The organism is Methyloceanibacter methanicus, assembly GCF_001723285.1.
GTDB lineage: Bacteria > Pseudomonadota > Alphaproteobacteria > Rhizobiales > Methyloligellaceae > Methyloceanibacter > Methyloceanibacter methanicus.
This window is the reverse complement of record NZ_LPWG01000011.1, coordinates 1-19,570: the sequence shown is the minus strand read 5'-3', so window position 1 is coordinate 19,570 and position 19,570 is coordinate 1. Positions and strand designations below refer to the sequence as shown.

Annotated in this window: 20 protein-coding genes, 1 other RNA gene and 1 pseudogene; 12 read left to right on the top strand and 10 right to left on the bottom strand. The window is 64.5% G+C overall.

The window, feature by feature from the left end:
- Positions 1 to 16: 16 nt before the first annotated feature.
- On the bottom strand, positions 17 to 1,027 hold the full coding sequence (locus tag AUC68_RS07580) for an NAD(P)H-quinone oxidoreductase (protein ID WP_069437098.1): 1,011 nt from the start codon (positions 1,025 to 1,027) through the stop codon (positions 17 to 19).
- Positions 1,028 to 1,125: 98 nt separating this feature from the next.
- On the opposite strand from AUC68_RS07580, the gene AUC68_RS07575 reads away from it, so the two are divergent.
- The 5 genes from AUC68_RS07575 to AUC68_RS18670 all read left to right on the top strand — a co-directional run bounded on the left by AUC68_RS07575 (position 1,126) and on the right by AUC68_RS18670 (position 5,912).
- Complete coding sequence (locus AUC68_RS07575) at positions 1,126 to 1,314, top strand: DUF1192 domain-containing protein (RefSeq protein WP_069437097.1); 189 nt, start codon at positions 1,126 to 1,128, stop codon at positions 1,312 to 1,314.
- A gap of 287 nt (positions 1,315 to 1,601) precedes the next feature.
- Complete coding sequence (gene rcdA / locus AUC68_RS07570; protein ID WP_069437096.1) at positions 1,602 to 2,135, top strand: protease adaptor protein RcdA; 534 nt, start codon at positions 1,602 to 1,604, stop codon at positions 2,133 to 2,135.
- 524 nt (positions 2,136 to 2,659) lie between these two features.
- Complete coding sequence (locus AUC68_RS07565) at positions 2,660 to 3,358, top strand: Crp/Fnr family transcriptional regulator (protein ID WP_069437095.1); 699 nt, start codon at positions 2,660 to 2,662, stop codon at positions 3,356 to 3,358.
- Positions 3,359 to 3,510: 152 nt separating this feature from the next.
- Positions 3,511 to 4,908 (top strand): PEP/pyruvate-binding domain-containing protein, encoded by a 1,398-nt coding sequence (locus AUC68_RS18675; protein ID WP_244500438.1) that lies wholly within the window; start codon positions 3,511 to 3,513, stop codon positions 4,906 to 4,908.
- Positions 4,848 to 5,912: a putative PEP-binding protein gene (locus tag AUC68_RS18670; protein WP_244500437.1), complete on the top strand. Its 1,065-nt coding sequence runs from the start codon at positions 4,848 to 4,850 to the stop codon at positions 5,910 to 5,912. The genes AUC68_RS18675 and AUC68_RS18670 overlap by 61 nt, the downstream gene beginning before the upstream one ends.
- Before the next feature lie 130 nt (positions 5,913 to 6,042).
- Here the strand turns inward: AUC68_RS18670 and rpmE are convergent, their stop codons facing one another.
- Entirely contained in the window at positions 6,043 to 6,264 is a 222-nt protein-coding gene (rpmE, locus tag AUC68_RS07555) for a 50S ribosomal protein L31 (protein WP_069437094.1), read from the bottom strand.
- 221 nt (positions 6,265 to 6,485) lie between these two features.
- Here rpmE and AUC68_RS07550 point away from each other — a divergent pair, with 221 nt between their 5' ends.
- Together AUC68_RS07550 and AUC68_RS07545 are read left to right on the top strand one after the other, a co-directional pair.
- Positions 6,486 to 7,424 (top strand): TQO small subunit DoxD, encoded by a 939-nt coding sequence (locus AUC68_RS07550; RefSeq protein WP_069437093.1) that lies wholly within the window; start codon positions 6,486 to 6,488, stop codon positions 7,422 to 7,424.
- A 208-nt stretch (positions 7,425 to 7,632) separates the two neighbouring features.
- Positions 7,633 to 9,465 (top strand): ABC transporter transmembrane domain-containing protein, encoded by a 1,833-nt coding sequence (locus AUC68_RS07545; protein ID WP_244500436.1) that lies wholly within the window; start codon positions 7,633 to 7,635, stop codon positions 9,463 to 9,465.
- Between the two features lie 11 nt (positions 9,466 to 9,476).
- Here the strand turns inward: AUC68_RS07545 and AUC68_RS07540 are convergent, their stop codons facing one another.
- The 7 genes from AUC68_RS07540 to AUC68_RS07510 all read right to left on the bottom strand — a co-directional run bounded on the left by AUC68_RS07540 (position 9,477) and on the right by AUC68_RS07510 (position 15,990).
- Positions 9,477 to 10,454 carry a hypothetical protein gene (locus AUC68_RS07540; RefSeq protein WP_069437092.1) on the bottom strand — a complete coding sequence of 326 codons (978 nt, stop codon included), beginning with the start codon at positions 10,452 to 10,454 and terminating at the stop codon, positions 9,477 to 9,479.
- A 48-nt stretch (positions 10,455 to 10,502) separates the two neighbouring features.
- A complete protein-coding gene (locus AUC68_RS07535) occupies positions 10,503 to 11,531 on the bottom strand; it encodes a peptidoglycan -binding protein (RefSeq protein ID WP_069437091.1) in 1,029 nt (342 codons plus the stop codon).
- Between the two features lie 35 nt (positions 11,532 to 11,566).
- The gene (locus tag AUC68_RS07530; RefSeq protein WP_069437090.1) at positions 11,567 to 12,571 is read right to left on the bottom strand and encodes a flagellar motor protein MotA; all 1,005 of its coding nucleotides are present in this window, start codon (positions 12,569 to 12,571) and stop codon (positions 11,567 to 11,569) included.
- A gap of 154 nt (positions 12,572 to 12,725) precedes the next feature.
- Positions 12,726 to 13,553, bottom strand: coding sequence for an inositol monophosphatase family protein (locus AUC68_RS07525; protein ID WP_069437089.1), 828 nt, complete (start codon positions 13,551 to 13,553; stop codon positions 12,726 to 12,728).
- Between the two features lie 96 nt (positions 13,554 to 13,649).
- The gene (gene efp, locus AUC68_RS07520) at positions 13,650 to 14,216 is read right to left on the bottom strand and encodes an elongation factor P (protein WP_069437088.1); all 567 of its coding nucleotides are present in this window, start codon (positions 14,214 to 14,216) and stop codon (positions 13,650 to 13,652) included.
- 32 nt (positions 14,217 to 14,248) lie between these two features.
- Entirely contained in the window at positions 14,249 to 15,370 is a 1,122-nt protein-coding gene (locus AUC68_RS07515; protein ID WP_069437087.1) for a tetratricopeptide repeat protein, read from the bottom strand.
- Positions 15,367 to 15,990, bottom strand: coding sequence for a thiamine phosphate synthase (locus AUC68_RS07510; RefSeq protein WP_083240529.1), 624 nt, complete (start codon positions 15,988 to 15,990; stop codon positions 15,367 to 15,369). The genes AUC68_RS07515 and AUC68_RS07510 overlap by 4 nt, the downstream gene beginning before the upstream one ends.
- 253 nt (positions 15,991 to 16,243) lie before the next feature.
- Here AUC68_RS07510 and AUC68_RS07505 point away from each other — a divergent pair, with 253 nt between their 5' ends.
- The 4 genes from AUC68_RS07505 (at position 16,244) to AUC68_RS07490 (ending at position 18,216) form a co-directional block, all read left to right on the top strand.
- On the top strand, positions 16,244 to 16,552 hold the full coding sequence (locus AUC68_RS07505; RefSeq protein WP_141701150.1) for a DUF4164 family protein: 309 nt from the start codon (positions 16,244 to 16,246) through the stop codon (positions 16,550 to 16,552).
- 36 nt (positions 16,553 to 16,588) lie between these two features.
- A complete protein-coding gene (locus AUC68_RS07500; protein WP_069437084.1) occupies positions 16,589 to 16,963 on the top strand; it encodes a cell division protein ZapA in 375 nt (124 codons plus the stop codon).
- Between the two features lie 72 nt (positions 16,964 to 17,035).
- Positions 17,036 to 17,193, top strand: a non-coding RNA gene (gene ssrS, locus AUC68_RS07495) — 6S RNA.
- A gap of 174 nt (positions 17,194 to 17,367) precedes the next feature.
- Positions 17,368 to 18,216, top strand: coding sequence for a TIGR00282 family metallophosphoesterase (locus AUC68_RS07490; RefSeq protein WP_069437083.1), 849 nt, complete (start codon positions 17,368 to 17,370; stop codon positions 18,214 to 18,216).
- Here AUC68_RS07490 and AUC68_RS07485 read toward each other — a convergent pair.
- Positions 18,213 to 18,494, bottom strand: a complete 282-nt coding sequence (locus AUC68_RS07485; protein WP_141701149.1) for a hypothetical protein — start codon at positions 18,492 to 18,494, stop codon at positions 18,213 to 18,215. The two genes, AUC68_RS07490 and AUC68_RS07485, sit on opposite strands and share 4 nt — an antisense overlap.
- A 382-nt stretch (positions 18,495 to 18,876) precedes the next feature.
- Between AUC68_RS07485 and AUC68_RS07480 the strand changes: the two are divergent.
- Positions 18,877 to 19,570 (top strand): annotated as a pseudogene (locus AUC68_RS07480) (porin); the annotation flags it as partial.

Below are 19,570 nucleotides of genomic sequence, written 5' to 3'. Positions count from 1 at the left end.
TCCGTCCTGCCTCGCCCTACAACGTCGTCAGAACGATCTTGCCCACATGCGCCGGGTCGTCGATGCGCCGGTGGGCGTCGGCCGCCTCCGTGAGATGGTACACCGAGTCAATCACGGGTTTGTATTTGCCCTCCTCGATCAAGGGCCAGACCTTCTCCTCGATGACCGTCGCCATCTTCGCCTTGGCCGCATCCGTCTGTGCACGGAGCGTCGAACCGGTGAGGGTGAGGCGGCGCATCATCAGCCGCATGAGGTCGACTTCGACCTTGGAGCCCTTCAGGAATGCGATCTGCACGATATGGCCTTCGAGGGCCGCGGCGCGGATGTTCTTCTCGACATAGTCGCCGCCGACCATGTCGAGGATGACGTCGGCCCCGTGCTTGTTCGTGACTTCTTTGACGACCTCGAGGAAGTCTTCTTCGCGGTAGTTGATGGCCTTCACCGCGCCGAGGTCCTCGCAGGCTTTCGCCTTCGCGTCGTCGCCCACCGTGACGATCACCTTCGCGCCGAAGGCGGTCCCGAGCTGAATGGCCGTGGTGCCGATGCCGCTCGCCCCGCCATGGACCAATAGCCAGTCGCCTTCCTTCAGCGCGCCGCGTTCGAACACGTTGTGCCAAACCGTGAAGATCGTCTCGGGCAGCGCCGCCGAATCCACGGGGCTCAAGCCATAGGGTGCGAGCAGGGTGGTGGCCTCCGGCGCCACCGCGTATTCCGCATAGCCGCCGCCATTCACGAGCGCGCAGACGAAATCGCCCGGCTTGAAACGCGTCACGTTCTCGCCGACCTCGACGACAGGGCCTGAGACTTCGAGCCCCAAGAGATCGGAGGCACCCTTGGGGGGCGGGTACAGGCCCTGACGCTGCAACACGTCCGGCCGGTTGATGCCTGCGGCGGCAACGGCGATGAGGACTTCGTCTTCCGCAGGCTCCGGCAAGGGCCGGGTTCCCGGGGTCAGCATCTCCGGCCCCCCCGGCTCGCGGACTTCAATCACGGTCATTGTCTCTGGCAGCATGCTCGTCCTCGTCATGGTTCGCTTCTTCACTCTTAGAGAAGAGCGCCGCGCGATGCTAGGATGAGAGCCGCCGAGCGACGGGAACGACCGGCGCGCGAACGGAGATTTCGACCATGGACCTCGACGACCTCACACCGAAAAAGCCGAAAGGCCACGAGATCGGGCAGGACCTGTCCACGCTGTCGGAGGCCGAACTGAAGGCGTTGATCGATACGCTGCAAGGCGAGATCGGCCGCATCGAGGCGATCCTCGCGGCGAAGGAATCCTCGCGCAGCGCCGCGGAGGCCGCCTTCAAGCGCTGAATTGCAGCGCTGAGAGTTTCTTTAGGTAAATCGGGCCTTAGCCTTAACCGGTTGTTAGGGACTCTCCCGTAAAGTCATCGTTATCCAGTCCTCTGGATCTGAGTGGCCTGTTCCACTCTGTTTGACGCCTCCCTGTTAACTTCCTGAGCCGCCGTCTTGGCGGCTCTTTTTTTTTGCCCTCCATTCGCCGCAGCTTGCGTTTTAACCTTTCTTACCGGAAGGTAACGACAGCACTGACCCATGGCTTAGTATGGCCCGCAACAAGGGGCGATGGAGTACCGGGGGCAATGGCGGGTAAGACCGAAAACAACACCTATGGAGGCGGCGTAACCGTCTCATTTGGCGCGAAATTCGCGCGTTCCGACCAATTCAAGACAGTCTTTCGGGAGGGCATGGCGCTGGTGGAAGCCGCAGCCGCCTATCTCGACGGCGACGGGCGCAAAGAGGCCCGTCAGCTCAAGCCGCCGCACTCGTTGGCTTACGCCACGGAGAGCATGCGGCTCACCACACGGCTGATGCAGCTTGCGTCCTGGCTGCTGATTCGCCGGGCCGTGACGGAAGGGGAGCTCACGCCGGAGCAGGCGGTCGAAGAGCAGCGGAAAATCAAGCTGCCGGTGGAGGATTCCCGCCCCGTGCGCGATCTGGAAGTCCTGCCGCCGCGCCTGCAGGCGCTCATCGAGGACAGCATCAAGCTGCAGGAGCACGTGGCCCGTCTCGACCAGTTGATGGATTTCAAGCAACCGGAGCCCGAAGAGGCCCACCATCCGGTCGGGGCGCATTTCTCCCGTCTCCAGGCCGCGTTCGGGCAAGAGATCGACTAGGGCTGGAACGCCAATCCGACCGTCTCTGGCCGAAGCAACGGCCGCAGCCGGCGAGAACACAGGCAGTGGTCCGATGGGCTGGCGCTCAAAACACGCCGATTTCGGCCCGTTGTGCCGTGTTGTGACGGAATGCACATCGCTTCGTCCCGTCAGTCCCTATCTTAAGGTCACGGAACACGGGAGAAGACCCATGAGCTTCATCAATCGCCACCTGATCCTCGGTACGCTCTTCGCAGCGCTAGTTTGCGCGACGGTTGCGGTGTCCCAACGAGCGCAGAGGCCGGCCCGAAATCGACCGGCGGTTTCCTCGACGTCTCGGGCCTCGACCTCGGCTGAGCGGCCGCTAAAGGATTTCGCCCGGCGCGCGCCTGCCCCCCAGGCCCCCCCCCCCCCCCCCAGGCGCGGACGCCGGCACACCAGCAAAGGTCCGGGGTTTCCAACCTCCGGGCCTTTGTCTTGTCTAGATTTGTCTTGTCCAGATTCCGGAGTGGACCGGAACCCAGCCCCTGGTATCATTCGGAAACATGGGCGAGATCGGCGACATAGAGCTCTTCGCCTCACTCGGCGCGGAAAGCGCCAAGCGCTTCGCCCCGATGCTCACCTGGCGGACCTATCCAGCGAACGAACTGGTCATCGACATGGACGATGCGTCCAACGACGTGCTGTTCGTCGTCACCGGCTCCGTCCGTGTCATCCACCGGGCCGACGACGGGAAGCAGGTCATTCTCGGCGAACTGGGCCCTGGCTCCATCTTCGGGGAAATGGCGGCCATCGACGGGATTCCGCGCTCCGCCAGTGTCACCACGTTGCAGACGTCCCTGATCGGCTCCATGCGGGCGCAAGCCTTCCTGGACGTGCTTGCGTGCGAACCGGAGGTGTGCCGCGCGGTGCTCAACCTGCTCGTGGGGCGCATCCGCGCGCTCAACCATCTGCTTTCCGAACATGCCTACCTGACGGCTGTGGAGCGGCTTTACGCCGAGCTCTTGCGTCTGTCGCGCCCGCGCGCCGGCCATGACGGTCAGCGCAGCATCTCGCCCCCGCCCACCCAGCAGGATCTTGCCGAGCGCATCGGCTCGCGGCGCGAGGTGGTTTCCAGGGCTCTGCGCAAGCTGGAGAAGGACGCACTCGTCGAGAAGACGCGCGGGGCGCTGGTGCTGACCGACCCCAGCGCGCTCAACCGCCGCATTTCGCTCGAAGGACTCTGGGTCAAGCTCGACCCGTAAGAGTGTGGCCCTTTCTTTCCCGCGCGGCCTTCACGGGGATGAAGGCTTGACGGGAATCAAGGCGCGCGAGCACCTTCCGGAAGGTAAACTTGCTCGCGGGGGCGACGGATCACGATGATGAGCGCGAGAATGCCTGACCGAGAGCCGGCAACATGAGCGATCCGCAAGACCTCGTCCTTCCGCTCTCCGCCCTGCGCCGCAGCGACGTCGCCCGTGTCGGCGGCAAGAATGCCTCCCTTGGCGAGATGATCGGCACGCTGCAGGAGGCCGGCATCAACGTGCCCGGCGGTTTCGCGACGACGGCCGCCGCCTATTGGCATTTCATCGAGTCCAACGACTTGCAGCACCGTATCGCGCAAGCCATCGGCACGCTCGACGACGATCTCGGCAATCTTGCGCACATAGGCGGCTCTATTCGCGCGCTCATCCTCGAGGTCCCGTTCCCGCCGGATCTCGAGGATGCGATCCGCCGGGCCTACCGCGACATGGGCGCGGACGGCGCCAGCTCGGTCGCGGTCCGCTCCAGCGCCACCGCCGAAGACCTGCCCGAGGCAAGCTTCGCCGGTCAGCTGGAGACCTATCTCAATGTCCAGGGCGAGGCCGCGCTGCTCGAGGCGTGCAAGAAGTGTTTCGCGTCCCTCTTCACCGACCGGGCCATCGCCTATCGCGAAAACCACGGCTTCGATCACATGAAGGTGGCGCTCTCCGTCGGGGTGCAGACCATGGTGCGCTCCGATCTCGCGTCGTCCGGCGTGATGTTCTCCATCGATACCGAGACGGGCTTTCCCCGGTCGGTTCTCATCACCGGGGCCTGGGGCCTCGGCGAGACCGTGGTGCAGGGCATGGTCGCCCCGGACGAGCTCCAGGTCTTCAAGCCCCTGCTCGACGACCCTGCGCTCGTGCCGATCATCGAGAAGTCGCTCGGCGCCAAGCGCCGCAAGATGATCTACGGCACCGGTGGTGCGACCGTCCTCACCGAGACCAGCGAAGACGAGCGCCGCAGCTTCGTGCTCACGGACGAAGAGGCGCTGACGCTCGCCCGCTGGGCCGTGGTGATCGAACGGCACTACGGGCTGCCCATGGACATGGAGTGGGCCAAGGACGGGGAGACCGGCGGGCTCTATATCGTGCAAGCCCGTCCCGAGACCGTGCAGTCCCGGCGCGAGGCCGGACAGCTCAAGACCTACACGCTGAGACAGAAGGGGAAGTGCCTCGTTTCGGGGCTGGCCGTCGGCGATGCCATCGGCACGGGCAAGGTCTGCCACCTCGACAGCGCCGACGATATCGAACGCTTCGAACCCGGCGCGGTCCTGGTGACGAAGATCACGGATCCCGACTGGGTCCCCATCATGAAACGGGCTTCGGCAATCGTGACGGATCATGGCGGGCGAACCAGCCACGCCGCCATCGTCAGCCGCGAGCTCGGCCTTCCCGCGATCGTCGCGCAAGCGGCGCGACCGAGATATTGCGCGACGGCCAGGACATCACCGTGTCCTGCGCGGAGGGCGACGAGGGTCACGTCTATGACGGTATCGCCGACTTCGACGTGACCGAGATCGACATCGGTAAGATTCCGGCAACGCGCACCAAGGCGATGCTCAATGTCGCGAACCCGTCCGCCGCGTTTCGCTGGTGGCGCTTGCCGGCCGACGGCGTCGGCCTCGCGCGCATGGAGTTCATCATCTCTAACCACATCAAGGTTCATCCCATGGCCTTGATCCGCTTCGACGACGTCACCGACCAGGCGGCGCGCGGGGAGATCGAGCGCCTGACGGCCGGCTACGAGACCAAGGCGGATTACTTCGTCGACAAGCTCTCGCGGGGCATCGCCCGTATCGCCGCGGCCCAGTATCCCAACCCGGTCATCGTCCGCATGAGCGACTTCAAGACCAACGAATATGCGGAGCTCCTTGGCGGCAGCGCGTTCGAGCCGCATGAGGAGAACCCCATGATCGGCTGGCGCGGGGCGAGCCGCTACTACCATCCCGACTATCGGGACGGCTTCGGGCTCGAGTGCCGTGCCATTGCCCGCGCGCGCGAGGAGATCGGCCTCGCCAACATCGTCATGATGATCCCGTTCTGCCGGACGCCCGAAGAGGCCGATCGCGTCATCGCGGAGATGGAGAAGCATGGGCTCAAGCGCGGGCGGGCCGGGCTCCAGGTCTACGTGATGGCGGAGATCCCCTCCAATGTCGTTGTGGCCGAGGCATTCGCCGAGCGCTTCGACGGTTTTTCCATCGGCTCCAACGACCTCACCCAGCTCGTGCTCGGCATCGACCGGGACAGCGGACGGTTGAGCAGCCTGTTCAATGAGCGCCACCCGGCGGTCACCGGCATGATCGCCCGGCTCCTGGAGTCGGCCAAGAAGACGGGCAGCCATACCGGGATCTGCGGCCAAGCCCCGAGCGACCATCCGGAGTTCGCGCGGTTTCTCGTCGAACACGGCATCGACTCGATCTCCGTGACGCCCGACAGCTTTCTGCGGGTCAAAACGCAGATTGCACTTGCCGAGGCGGCCCTGTCGCAAGACACGCCCACACCCGTGTCGTCCTGACCGTTGAGGGGCGGCGCAGGCCCTGCGGCGCGCGCTCCGAGGATCCGGGCCGTCCAAACAAACCGGGCTCTTCAAACAAAAAGCCGGCCTCGAGGGGCCGGCTTTCGTCGCGAGACGCGTTCGTCTCAACCTATTTGATGAAGCCTTCGTACTTCTTCTTGAAGCGCGAGAGGCGGCCGCCACGGTCGATCAGGTGCTGCCCGCCGCCGGTCCAGGCCGGGTGGGTCTTCGGATCGATATCCAGCTTCAGCGTGTCACCCTCGGCGCCGTAGGTCGAGTAGGTGAAAAACTCCGTGCCGTCCGTCATGACCACCTTGATCTGGTGGTACTCGGGGTGAATGTCCTTCTTCATGGCTCAAAACCTTGTTTGCTCGGGCCAGCCCGGATTTTCAGGGCGGCTCCGCGTCGCATCGTCATTATTCTAGCGGAATTGGCGGCAGGCTATAGCGCGGAACCGGTGCCAGAGCAAGCATCTGCGGCATCTTGGAGGATCGCGCCATCGTGACTGGAATTCGGCAAGACGGGCCTCTAGGAGGAGCGCCGGGGCGCAATTTGGAACCAGAGGGACACAGCATGGACTCGACGGAGAACCGTTTCGCGGATGTGAGGCAACTCGCCTTGCGGGCTTCGGCGATTTCGATGGGGTTCGTGTTCGTCTCCGCGGCCTGGCGGCGCTTCGTCAACGCGCCGGCCAAGCTCGACATCGACAGCCCGAAGGACGTCGCGAACAAGCTCGTGGAAGCAGCGCCCGGCTCGCCGATCGAGGGGCTGGTCCATTTCGTGCTGGCGCGGCCAGGGCTTGCCGAGTTCGCCACCTATGCCATGACCATCGGCGAGGCGCTTGCCGGGCTCGGGCTGATCTTCGGTTTTCTCACGCGCCCGTCGGCGATCGGCGCCGCGCTTTTGAACGTGGCGCTCATGCTCATCTTCGGCTGGCAGGGCTATGAGTGCCTCGACGAGTGGACCATGGCCGCGCTCGGCTTCGCGATCTCGGTCAGCGTCATGCTTTACGGGCCCGGCCTCTACGCGCTCGACAATGTCTTCGGCATCGATCCGCTCGAAACCTGGTTCACCAAGCCCGTGGCTATCGTGCTGACCGCCGCGTCGGTGATCTTCACGGTCGGGTTCTACGATTACTATTTCGGGATCGCCCATTTGGAGCGGCGCACGGCCGTGGAGGCCTACCGGATCGTGGCCGAACCGGCCCCGCAAGCGGACGCGGCGATCCTATACGTGAACGCGGGCGCGTCCACCAACGGCGCGTACGTGCGCAGCATCACCTTCACGTTGGACGACGGCGCGACGGTCACGCAGACCGCCGAGGAGATCGACATCCTCAAGAGCTATTTCGAGCCTTGGGCGCGCTCGGGCGTTCTGACGGACGGCGTGCTGCGGCTCCGGCTCGGGTCCAAGACAGAGATCCGCCTGCCGAAAGGCGCGCGATCCGCGACCATCGATCTGATCGACAATGCCGACCAGGAGGTGGAGTTCGCGCCCGCGGACGGGAACTAGGTGCGCCGCTTCCATCCCCCGGGCGATCCGGGCGCCGGTCTTCGTCCGGCCGGGCGGCCTTCGGCGTCTTAACGCTGGGCCTATTCCCAATGATGGGGTGCATCAGGGGCTTTGCGCGCGGCGCCAAGACCCTTAAAGTCGGCCCGTTTCTCGCTCCGCCGGTACCGGCGCAAACCTCGACAAAACTTAGAATAGACTGGGCTTTCTTTTGCAACCTATCCCCCTCGAGCCTGCCAGCGCCCCTGCGCGATCCGCCGAACCGCATCCCGAAGAGACGGGCAAGTCCCGGCGCGTTTCGCTGAAGCCTCTCGCGCGGATTAGGCCGTATCTCCTGCGTCACAAGGGCATGCTCGCCGCGGCGCTGATCGCCCTGGTGGTGGCGGCGGGTGCGATGCTCGCGCTGCCGCTTGCCTTGCGCCGGATGATCGATCTCGGCTTTTCCGGCATCGAGCCGGAACTGGTGGACGTCTATTTCGGCACCCTCGTGGGTGTCGGCGCGCTTCTGGCCCTTGCCAGCGCCGCGCGCTTCTACTGCGTGAACTGGCTCGGCGAGCGCATCGTGGCCGATATCCGCACGGATGTCTTTGCCCATCTCACGGGGCTCAGCCCTGCCTTCTACGAGGTCTCCCATTCGGGCGAGGTGATGTCGCGGCTGACTGCGGACACGACCCAGGTGAAGGCCGCCGCCGGCACGGCCATCTCCCAGGCCATCCGGAACGTGCTGCTCCTTGCCGGCTCCGTCGTGATGATGATCGTGACCAGCCCCAAGCTCTCGCTGGCGGTCCTCATCGTCATTCCGCTCATCGTGCTGCCGCTCGTGGCCTACGGCCGTTCGGTGCGCGCCCGTTCGCGCTACGCCCAGGATACGCTGGCGGAGGCGTCGGCCTATGCCAGCGAAAGTCTGGCGCAGGTGAAGGTGCTTCAGGCCTACACCAATGAAGGCGCCGCCACCGGCCGCTTCCGGAGGGCCATGGAGCGGGCCTCGGAGGCGGCCAACGACCGTGCCAAGGCGCGGGCAGGGCTCACGGCGATCGCCATGTTCTTAGTCTTCGCATCCGTCGTCGGGGTGTTGTGGTACGGCGCCCAGGACGTGCTGTCCGGCTCGATGACTGGGGGCACGCTCGGACAGTTCGTGCTCTACGCGGTCTTTGCCGCGGCGGCGGTGGGCGGGCTCAGCGATGTCTGGGGCGAGGTCGCGCAAGCCGCGGGCGCGCCGAACGGCTTGGCGAGTTGCTGGAGGCGCAGTCCGAAAATCGCCTCGCCGCCCCATCCGACGCCAATGCCGCAACCCGCGCGCGGCGAGATCGCGTTTTCGAATGTGCGCTTCGCCTATCCGTTGCGGCCCGACGCGGACGCACTGGACGGCGTGAGCTTCACCGTGAAGCCGGGCGAGCGGGTGGCGCTGGTCGGCCCGTCGGGCGCGGGCAAGACCACGATCTTCGCGCTGCTCTTGCGCTTCTACGATCCGAGCGCGGGCACGGTGCGCGTGGACGACGTGCCGGTGAACATGGCCGACCTCCACGAGTTGCGGTCCCGGTTCGCCATCGTGCCGCAGGAGACCGCGCTGTTCGCCGACAGCGTCGCGGCCAATATCGCCTACGGGGCGGAGGGCGTTTCGCGCGCGCAAGTGGAAGCGGCGGCAAAGGCCGCGTTCGCGCACGACTTCATCGCCGCGCTGCCGGAGGGCTATGACACGATGCTGGGCGAGGGCGGCGTTACGCTGTCCGCAGGCCAGCGCCAGCGCATCGCCATTGCCGCGGCGGTGCTGCGCGATGCGCCGATCCTCCTGCTGGACGAGGCGACAAGCGCGCTCGACACCGCCAACGAGACCATGGTGCAGAAGGCCCTCGACACGGTGATGGAGGGGCGCACGACGCTTGTCATCGCCCACCGGCTCTCGACCGTGGTCAACGCGGACCGGATCCTCGTCTTCGATCAGGGGCGCCTCGTGGAAGAGGGCACGCATCAGCAACTCGTGGCCAAGAGCGGGCTCTATGCCCGGCTCGCCTCGCTCCAGTTCGCACCCGACGCGGCCGAGTAGCGCTGGTCAAGTCAGCGTTTCGACGTGCCGTATTTGTCGGAGAGCGCTTTAAGAAGCTTGGCGGCAGTCGCTACCGCAAGCTCTAGGCTTGAGTCGACGTACCGGCTCGAAAGTGACAGTCTGCTGCCTACTGCCGCTTTGTCGCTTGTCTTGGACAAATATGCTTCATCAATGTGGCCACGGCGATGAACAATTAAGTGACGTCGCTGCCAAAAGAGCCAAAGCTCATCGCTTCCTAAAGCGTCTCGCAGCCCTTTGTCAGGCAGGACGACATCCAGCATGTCGCGGATCACCGGCAGTGAATCGAAATGCCGGTCTCGAAGAAGTAGGTCACCCATCGATTCTGCCACATTAAAGTCGTGACTCAGCAGGCTGTCGATGGAAATTCCCTTGGATGGGAAGTGCTTTTTTGTGCGGTCATCCTCGAGAAGCCTCGCGGCGATCACAGGGTCCTTATTCAAGACAACCCGTAGGGTTCCCGATATCAGAGTTTCTAAGGCTCCCCAGACCATGACGATTGTTTCCAAGAGAAGCTCGTGAGACGCAGTCTTTAGGTCGCCACCCTCGGAACGGTCGACAAGCCTCTGAACCACCATATCCGTCAGGTGACTGATAAATTTAGGTGTTTTGAGCTCCTGATCTATCCTTTGGGATGCAGTGGAGTAGGCTTCGCGATCATCATCAGCGGTCGGCTTCTCAAACGGTTTGAGCGCCCTGATCTTCTCAGCCATGTGAAGTGCTTGAAATCGTGATTGGACGAATTCCGAGTAGGTCATGGTGAAGGGAATTGTCACGACAGTGAGGGCGGAATCGATGTTGCCTTTGAACACGATAGCCGCTCCGCGATAGTCTGCCGGCGCTCGCTCCAACGCTCCGTCGAATTCAGCCCATAGATCATCGCGGGGGAGCACGAACCGATTTGAGAACTCTCGGAATGTAGATTCCTCGAGCTCAGTTTTCAGTGGCTCGTCGTTTTCGGTGTCTTCCATACTTCTGAACCGGAACACTTCTGCGATAGTTGATTTGCGGAATGGCAGCTAGCGCTCTGTGAGTTTCAATTCGATGCGGCGGTTGCGGGCCAGCGCTTGCGGGCTCTGTCCCGAATCGATCGGCTGGAATTCGCCGAAGCCCGCCGCCACGAGATGCTCGGGCGCAATGCCGCGCGCCATGAGATAGCGCACCACCGAGATGGCGCGCGCCGCCGACAGTTCCCAGTTCGATGGGAAGGTGGACGAGGAAATCGGCGTGATGTCCGTGTGGCCGTCCACGCGCATGACCCAGGGAATGTTGGCGGGAATATTCCCCTCGATCTCCTTCAAGGCCGTGGCCAGCTTGTCGAGCTGGGGCCCGGCGCCGGGCTTCAACGTGGCCGAGCCCGGGTCGAACAGCACGTCGGAGGGGAACACGAAGCGGTCGCCGACGATCTTGAAATCCTGACGCTGCCCCAGCGTCTTGCGCAGCTCGCCGAAGAAGTTCGACCGGTACCGCGCCAACTCCCGCGCCTTGATGGCGAGCGCCACGTTGAGACGCTGCCCGAGGTCCGCGATCTTCTCCTGGCTGTCTTTGTCCTTGGCCTCCGACGCCTCCAGCGCCTCGTTCAGCGCGGCGAGCTGAAGCCGCAAGGCGGCGAGCTGCTGGTTGAGCAGTTCGACCTTGGCGAGCGCGTCGTTGGTGATGTTGCGTTGTTCGTCGAGCTGGGTGCCAAGCGCGGCGATACGCCCTTCCGCGTCGTCCGAGGCGCCGCTCGCATCCCCGAGGAGCCCGGTCAGTTTCCTGTTCTGGGCCTCGGTGTTGAGGAGCGTCGCTTGCAGGGCCGCGAGATTGTCCTCGGCCGACTCCTTCTTGGAGCGCTCGAGTGCCAGGAGCTCGGTCAGCTCCGCGAGCTGCCGGTTCAGGCGCGACAGCATCGTGTCCTTGCCGCTCGCGGCCTGGGTGATGATGTAGTTCGTCACCATGAACAGCGACATGAGGAAGATCACCACGAGCAACAGCGTGGAGAGCATGTCCACGAAGCCCGGCCAGAGATTGGCCGTGTATTGGGCGCGGCGGCCGCGGGCGAGAGCCATCTAAGCGTCCCTCATCTCTGTCGCGCGCACCGAGGTCATTTGCCAGCGGGCGCCTTGGGCTTGCTGGCCACCTGGCGCAGCACGGCGGCGATCTCGTGCTGCTGCTGCGCCTGTTCGTCGGCCCATTCCCGCACGACCTTCTGCTCGGCGCGCATCTGGCGGATCAGCTTGTCGACGCCTTGGGAGAGGTCGTGCACGGCCGCCTCCGTGCCCGCGCCCTGGCCCACGCGCTCGCCGAGATCGGAGATGGAGCGCTGCATGTCCATGAGCGCATAGCGCAGTTGCGGCGGCACGCTGTCGCCGGGGTCGGCGGTCTGCAGCTCGGTGACATTGGCGAGCCAGTCTTCCAGCTCGTTGTAGAAGCGGCTCTGGGCATGGCCCGCCTGCAGGTCGAGGAAGCCGAGAATGAGCGAGCCGGCGAGGCCGAACAGCGAGGACGAAAAGGCGATGCCCATGCCGGAAAGCGGACCGGCGAGGCCCTCCTTCAACTGATCGAACAGCATCACGCTTTCGGCGCCGCTGGTGTCGAGCGCGCCGATCGTGTTGCCCACCGAACTGACCGTGGTCAAGAGACCCCAGAAGGTCCCGAGCAGGCCGAGAAAGACGAGAAGGCCCACCAGATAGCGCGTGGTCTCGCGCTGCTCGTCAAGGCGCGAGGCGACCGAATCGAGCAGGGTGCGGGCCGATCCGTGCTCCAGCGACAAATGTCCGGTCTGGTCGCGCAGCATGGTCGCCATGGGCAACAGCAGCACGGGCGGGTCGGTCTTGGTCGGGCTCGCATCCGTGATGGAGAAATTGTTGACCCAGTTGATCTCGCGAAAGAGCCGCAGGACCTGGCGGAAGGCGTAGACGCAGCCGACGATGAGCACGCCGATGATCAGGCCGTTGAGGCCCGGATTGGCCATGAAGCTGCGCCGCAACTGCCCGGTCTGACCATCGAGGATGATCGCGAGCAGGACGGCCAGTACGAGGAAGAGCGACATGCGCCACAGAAAGATCTGGGGGCGCGAGAGTTTTGTCCGAAACGTCTTGCGTGCCATGCGTCCAGTGCTCGGGGTGCTCGCGCGACTCGCGCGCGATTTGGGCTCAAGCGAGATTACCCGAATAGTTTGACAGGCAAAACGGCAACCTCAGGGCGGAGTTCCGCCCGCATGGCCTGCCAAATCGGCTTCAGGAGCTCATTTCGCGTGCCCGCTATCCCGCTTTGGCGGGCGTCTCCGCGGGCGCCGCAGCGGCGGCGGCCTTCAAGAGCTTCAGGAGTTTCAGGTGGATCGTCTCGTTGCCCGCGACGATGCCGCCGGTCTCGAAGATCTTGTCCTTGCCGCTCATGTCGGTCACGTAGCCGCCCGCCTCTTTGATGAGGACGATGCCGGCGGCCATGTCCCAGGCCCGCAACGCGTTCTCCCAAAACCCGTCGAATCGGCCGGCCGCGACCCAGGCCAGGTCGATGGCGGCCGAGCCCGTGCGGCGCACGCCGGCGCTCGCGGTCATGGCCGTCCGCAGTTCCCGCAAGAAGGCGTCGTGCCCGGGGCGCCCCGTATGGGGAATGCCCGTGCCCAGGACCGCGGCCGCCAATTCGGACCGGGCCGCGACCCTGATGCGGCGGTCGTTGAGAAAGGCGCCCTTGCCCTTCTCGGCCGTGTAGGTCTCGTTGGTGACCGGGTTGTAGATCAGCCCGGCGACGAGTTCGCCCTCGCGTTCCAGCGCGATGGAAATGGCGAAGATCGGGATGCCGTGGAGGAAATTGGTCGTGCCGTCCAGCGGGTCGACGATCCAGCGATGGGTGGCGTCCGCGCCGTTGACCTCGCCGCGTTCCTCCATCAGGAAGCCGTAGCCGGGGCGGGCCCGGGAGAGTTCGGCAAAGATGATCTCCTCGGCGCGCGTATCGGCCGCGCTGACGAAGTTGGCCGGACCTTTGAGCGAGACCTGCAATTGCTCCACCTCGCCGAAATCGCGGGCGAGGCTGCGGCCGGCTTTGCGGGCGGCGCCGAACATGACGTTCATCAACGCGGATGCGGGCATGGACTTCTTCGGCCTTCAACGGCGTCCAGGTCTTGGACGAGAACAACTTGCGATCGTGCCGGCGGCTTGCGGCCTGGCCGGCGGCGCTACTTCGACTTACGACTCGGCGCGGCGGACGTAGGTGATTTCGTTCGTATCGACCACGATCTTTTCGCCCGCCTCGATGAAGGGCGGCACCATCACGCGGACGCCGTTTTCGAGCATGGCCGGCTTGTAGGACGAAGCGGCCGTTTGCCCCTTCACCACGGGATCGGCCTCGACGATTTCAAGCGTGACCTGATCGGGCAGGGCAACGCCGATGGGGCGCCCTTCGTGGCTTTCCACGGTCACCGTCATGCCGTCCTGCAGAAACGCGGCGCGGTCCTCCAGGAGGTCCTGCGGGATCTGGATCTGGTCGTAGGACTCAAGGTCCATGAAGGTCAGCATGTCGCCTTCGGCAAAGAGGAACTGGTGATCCTTCTGCTCCAGGCGCACGCGCTCCACCGTTTCGGAGGCGCGGAACCGTTCGTTGAGCTTTGAGCCGTCGATGAGGTTCTTCAGTTCGACTTGGGCATAGGCCGGCCCCTTGCCGGGTTTCACGGCCTGCGTCTTCACCGCGACCCAAAGGCCGTTCTTGTGGTTGATGACGTTGCCGGGCCTGATCTCGTTGCCGTTGATCTTCATGATGTGCCTTTTTGAGTCCCGCTCGGGTGCGTCTAGGGCTGCGTTTTGGGCTGGGTCGTGCCGTTCGTGCCGCCCGGGGCCGCGCGGCTCTGGCTTGAGGTTGCTTGATCTGCTGGGGGTTTAAGACTTGGGGGCTGGCCGCTGTCAAGGGCGGGCGCGGCTTGAGAGGCGGCAGGCTGGCCGTCCGAGAGGCTGGGCACCGCGGCGGCCTCCTCGTCCTCGGTGATCCGGCCGCCCTCATAGGCATCGACCAGCCGTTCCGCGGCGACCCGCTGTTCCGGTGTCAGCTTGGCCAGGAGCATGTCGAGCGAAAAGTCGCTCACCCCGGCCTCGCGCGCGAGCAGGTGCCATTTGGCCGCCTGGACGAGATCGAGCTCGAACACGACGCCATTGGCGTGGAGACGCGCGACACGGTTCTGGGCGACGGGATTGCCGTTCTCCGCTGCAAGGTAGAAGAGCTTCGCGCCTTTCTCCTCGTCCTTCTCGACACCCCGGCCCTTGAACAGCATGGTGGCGTATTCGACCTGCGCGGCGGACAGGCCGGCCTCGGCCGCCTTGCCTGTCCACTCCGCAGCCTTCTTCTCGTCGAGCGGAACCCCGCGGCCGAATTGGTAGAACGCGCCAAGATCGTATTGCGCCTGGGTGTTGCCGCTCTCGGCCGCCTTGGTCATCCACTCGGCGGCCTTGGCCTCGTTGGCGTCCCGGCCGCGCCCTTGCAGATACATCAGCGCCAGATTGTACTGGGCGGCGGGGTTGCCGGCGTTGGCGGCTTGTTCGAAGAGGTTGGCGGCCATGCGGGCATCCTTCCGGATGCCGAGCCCTTTGGCGGTCAGGAGCCCGAGCGAGAGCTGCGCGTTGGTATCGCCGAGATCGGCGCCCTTGGCATAGGCGTTCGCGGCCTTGGCGAAGTCCTGAGGGACGCCGAGGCCCTCGGCGTGGATCTCGCCGATCAGCGTGTAGGCTTCCTTGGAACCCTCTTCGGCCTCTTTCTGCGCCAGATCGAGCGCCGTCAGATATTTGCCGGCGGCGAACGCCGCATAGGCTTTGCTTTCCGCGGCATGGGCGACGCTCCCGGGCCCCAGGGGGGTCAGTACCGGAACGGTCGCCAGAACGAGCAATGCCGAAACGGCCAGTCCGGCGCGGAAATGTCTCATGCGTGCCTCCGAATGCTGCCGATCGCGCGATCCATGTCCCGCAACCGGTCGAGCGCGGCGTCGCTGTCCCAGATCGTGCGAGGTGGCGCGATAAAATCGGCGCCCAGTTCCGTCAGGTGCTCGGCGGCGGCGATGTCCGCGATATCCCAGGCGACGCTGGGGACCACGAAAATCTCCGACCACCAGGCGATCGTGTCCGACAGGGCCTCGAAGTCGCTGCCTTCGGGTCCGCCGAAGGCAACATAATCCGCACCCGATTCGGCGAACGCCATGGCGTCGTGCCGCACAAGTCCGCAACCGACGCCAATATTGGCGCTCTCGCCAAGGACCTTTCGCGCCTCAGCGTAGAGAATTTGATCGGCAGCAATGTGGACCCCGTCCGCGCCAAGATCGGCGGCCGTCTCAATCTCATTTTCGATCAGGCAGGCCGCGCCCGCCGCTTGTATGCGGTCGATCGGGCCGTCGAGGGCTGCCGGCGTGAGGTCTTCGGCCGCGCCGCAGATCAGCACGCAAGCGGGCGAAACGTCCGACAGCGCCTGGGAAAGCTGCGATTCCAGCTTGGCGGTGAAGGGGGCCGCAACCTGCAAATACAGGCGGCATCGGGGCTTGAATTTGGACATCGTCGGTGTGGGGGCCTGGGGGCGGAGGTTGAGGAGGCTGAGGGTCGCGAAGGGTTTGTCTCAAATCATAGGCGTCGCGGGGCTGTCAAACTTTGCACAGGGTGTCGTGAGAAGAGGCTTGTCGGCGCGCCGTTTCCGTTTGAACATGGCGTCACCACATGTCTCGCCAGCCGACTGATCCATATGTGGAACATGGCTCTTGAGGCGGCTGCTTGGCGGGAATCGAGCACGCTTGGCGGGGAAGGCGAACGCGATGGCGCAAACCATGATGAATTTGGACCCGACGGACTCCCTTGCGCGCTTCGACGCCGCTCTGCACGCGCTCGAGGGGCATCTGGGCCGCGTCTTCGCCGAGGACGGCGCAAAGGCCGATCCAAAAGAACTCTCCGCGCTGCAGAACCAGGTCAAATATCTGACCGAGGAACGCGACCAGCTCCTGGCCGATCTCGAGGCCGAGCGCGCCCGGGTCCGGCGTCTCAAGTCTGCGAACGCGGAAGTGTCGGACCGGCTCGAGGCGGTCATGGGTGCCTTGAAAGACATGGCCCCGGCGATGCAGGACTAAGTCCTTACGGGGCCGGCAGGAGGCTGAGAGCACTACATGGGTCAAGTCGTTGTCACGCTGAATGGCCGGACATACCGGCTGGAATGCAACGAGGGCGAGGAAGCGCATCTGGCTGAACTGGCCGAGTATGTCGGTGCACATGTGGACGAGATGCGGCGGAAATTCGGCCAAGTCGGCGACGATCGCCTGATTCTCATGGCCTCGCTGTTCGTGACCGACGAGCTCTGGGCCTTGCGGGCCGACGTCGACAATCTGCGCGCGCAGTTGGCCGAGGCGCGCCGCGACAAATCCGAATCCGACCAAAACGCGCGATCGGTCGAGACGCAGCTCTACGCCAAGATCGGCGAAGCGGCGGCCCGGCTCGAAGGGCTCAACGCACGGTTGGGTCAACGCGCCGGCGGCGGCCGCTAGCAGAGAAGGCCGGCGCGAAGATCGTCTCCCTCACCTCTGTTCCCAAGCCTTCCGGCTCCCTATAATAGGGACGGTGGGCTGCGGGGTGCGTTAGGAGCATTTATTCCAGGGCCCTATAAGATCCTATGGGAGTTGACCCTGACGGAGATCGTGGTCTCCGTCACTCGGCGCCCACCTACTTAAGTAGGGAAACCCGGGATCTGCGCTCCGACGGCCACCGCGGCCCTTCCAAACGCCACGCCGGTAAACCGCACCCCCCGCCCCGACGCCGCACCGCCCACGCTCGCGCGACGGCACGACCCGGCCTCCAATGGACCGGCTTTTCCGCGCACGGGGTGGCGGGCGGGGGCACAATTCTGTATTGACCCCCGCATGTTCAACCCGTCTCCAAAGCGCCCGTCTTCATGCGACTTCTCTTCCTAGGCGATGTGGTCGGCCGCGCCGGGCGCCTGGCCGTGCTCGAGACCTTGCCGAAATTGCGGGAGCGCTATGCGGCGGACTTCGTCATCGTCAATGGCGAGAACGCCGCCGGCGGGTTCGGGATCTCGGAGGCTATCCTCAACGAGCTCCTGGATGCGGGCGCCGACGTCGTCACCACCGGCAATCATGTCTGGGACCAGCGCGAGGCGCTCGTCTTCATCGAACGCTACGATCGTCTCCTGCGTCCGCTCAACTTTCCGGCCGGTACGCCGGGCAAGGGCGCGGGGCTCTTCAAGGCGGCCAACGGCGCCGATGTCCTGGTCGTCAACGCCATGGGCCGCGTGTTCATGGGGGACCTGGACGATCCGTTTCGCGCCGTCGACGAGGCGCTCACGGCGTGCCCACTGAAGACGGGGGCCGATGCCATCTTCATCGATTTTCACGCGGAGGCCACCTCGGAGAAGGAAGCGCTCGGCCATTTCGTCGACGGGCGCGCGACGGCCGTCGTGGGCACCCACACCCATGTCCCGACCGCCGACGACCAAATTCTGACCGGCGGGACGGCCTATCTGAGCGATGCCGGCATGTGCGGGGACTTCGACTCGGTGCTCGGCATGGACAAGGACGAGCCGATCAGCCGGTTTCTAAGCAAGATCCCCTCGCGGCGTTTCGCCCCGTCCAAGGGCGATGCCACGGTCTGCGGCGTTGCCATCGACGTCGACGATCGAACGGGGCTCGCCCGCGCCATTGGACCCATTCGCCTCGGCGGCCGGCTTTCGCAGGCCGAGCCGGCGTTCTGGCGCCAAGACGTCCGCGAAGAAGACGACGCCTAGGCCGAGTGCAGCGTCCTGTTGGACGCAAACGGCACGACCGTGTTTCGGGGCTCGGCGCCGGCCGCTCGGTCCCGGCCGGAGAGGCTTTTGAGGCAGGCGATGGCGTCGTCAAGATGCTCCATGGCCAGGCTCGGATCGGGCGAATCGCCGTGCAGCGCTTGCCGCGCTTGAGCAACGCGGTCCGCAGCATTTCCGCAGATTTGCGCCAAATTTCCCTCAATGATGGGCATAATTGCCCGTTCATTTTTGGCTAATTTCCCAGACGATGTCTTGGACATCAAGCAATCCCCCCTTTGCCGCGCCCTTGGCTGAAGCTCATGTTTTTCAACGCATTAGGGTTAAGGCTTTCCTAATCGGCCGATGTCGCGGCCCGGCGCGGGAACGGCGGACCCGGCGTCGAACGGCCAGACCGGGACCAAAATGTCACAAGAGAGTCAAAATCGGCGGGGTTGGGCCGTTTCGCGATTTATCGTCGCGCCCCCAGGCCGTATAACAGCTGGGAGTTTTTCCGCGACTCGTTTCTGAGACGGACCTGTCGAGCGGAACAACCAAAAAAAGGGGAAAGAGATGGAGATGTTTGGGGGACTGACAAGAACATCCAGCCGCATTGCCATTGCGGCTGCGCTTGGACTTGGGGTTTATGCTCTGAGCGCGAGCCCGGTGAGTGCGCAAGGTTATGGGGGCAATTGCTGCGCGGATTTGGAAGAGCGCGTAGCGGAGCTTGAGGCGACGACGGCGAGCAAGGGGAACAAGAAGGTTTCGCTGACGATCTCGGGCTGGGTCATCAAGGCGATGAACTGGTGGGACGACGGCGATCTGAGCTCGTTCTACGTTGGCGACAAGAGCTACGACCTTGGGAGCCGGTTTGCGATCACGGGTTCTGCGACGATCGCGCCGGGGTGGTCTGCTGGCTACAACATCACGGTGAACACGATGGGTTCGCAGTTTGGTGTTGCGGGCACGGGCGCGGCCTCGAACCAGGTGAACGAGAACGCCGGCACGTTCGGTTCGATCTCGACGCTGTACTCTTACGGCTACATCAAGAGCGACGATTACGGCGCGATCAATATCGGTCAGCTGAGCCCGGCATCGGACAATGCTGCGGTTCTTGCGGATATTTCCGGTACGGTGATCGAGTCGAATGCGGTGTTCTTCGAGGGCGCGAGCTTCTTCCTGCGTCCGGAAGGCGGCCGGGGGACCTATACGGGTCTGAACGCGATCACGTGGGCCAGCTTCATCCAGTGCTCGGGTCTTGCGGCTGGTGCTGCGGGTATCGGCGCGGACTGCTTTGGCGCTGCGAACGATGCGATCCGGTACGACTCGCCGACGTTTGGCGGTTTCCGGTTCGAGACCT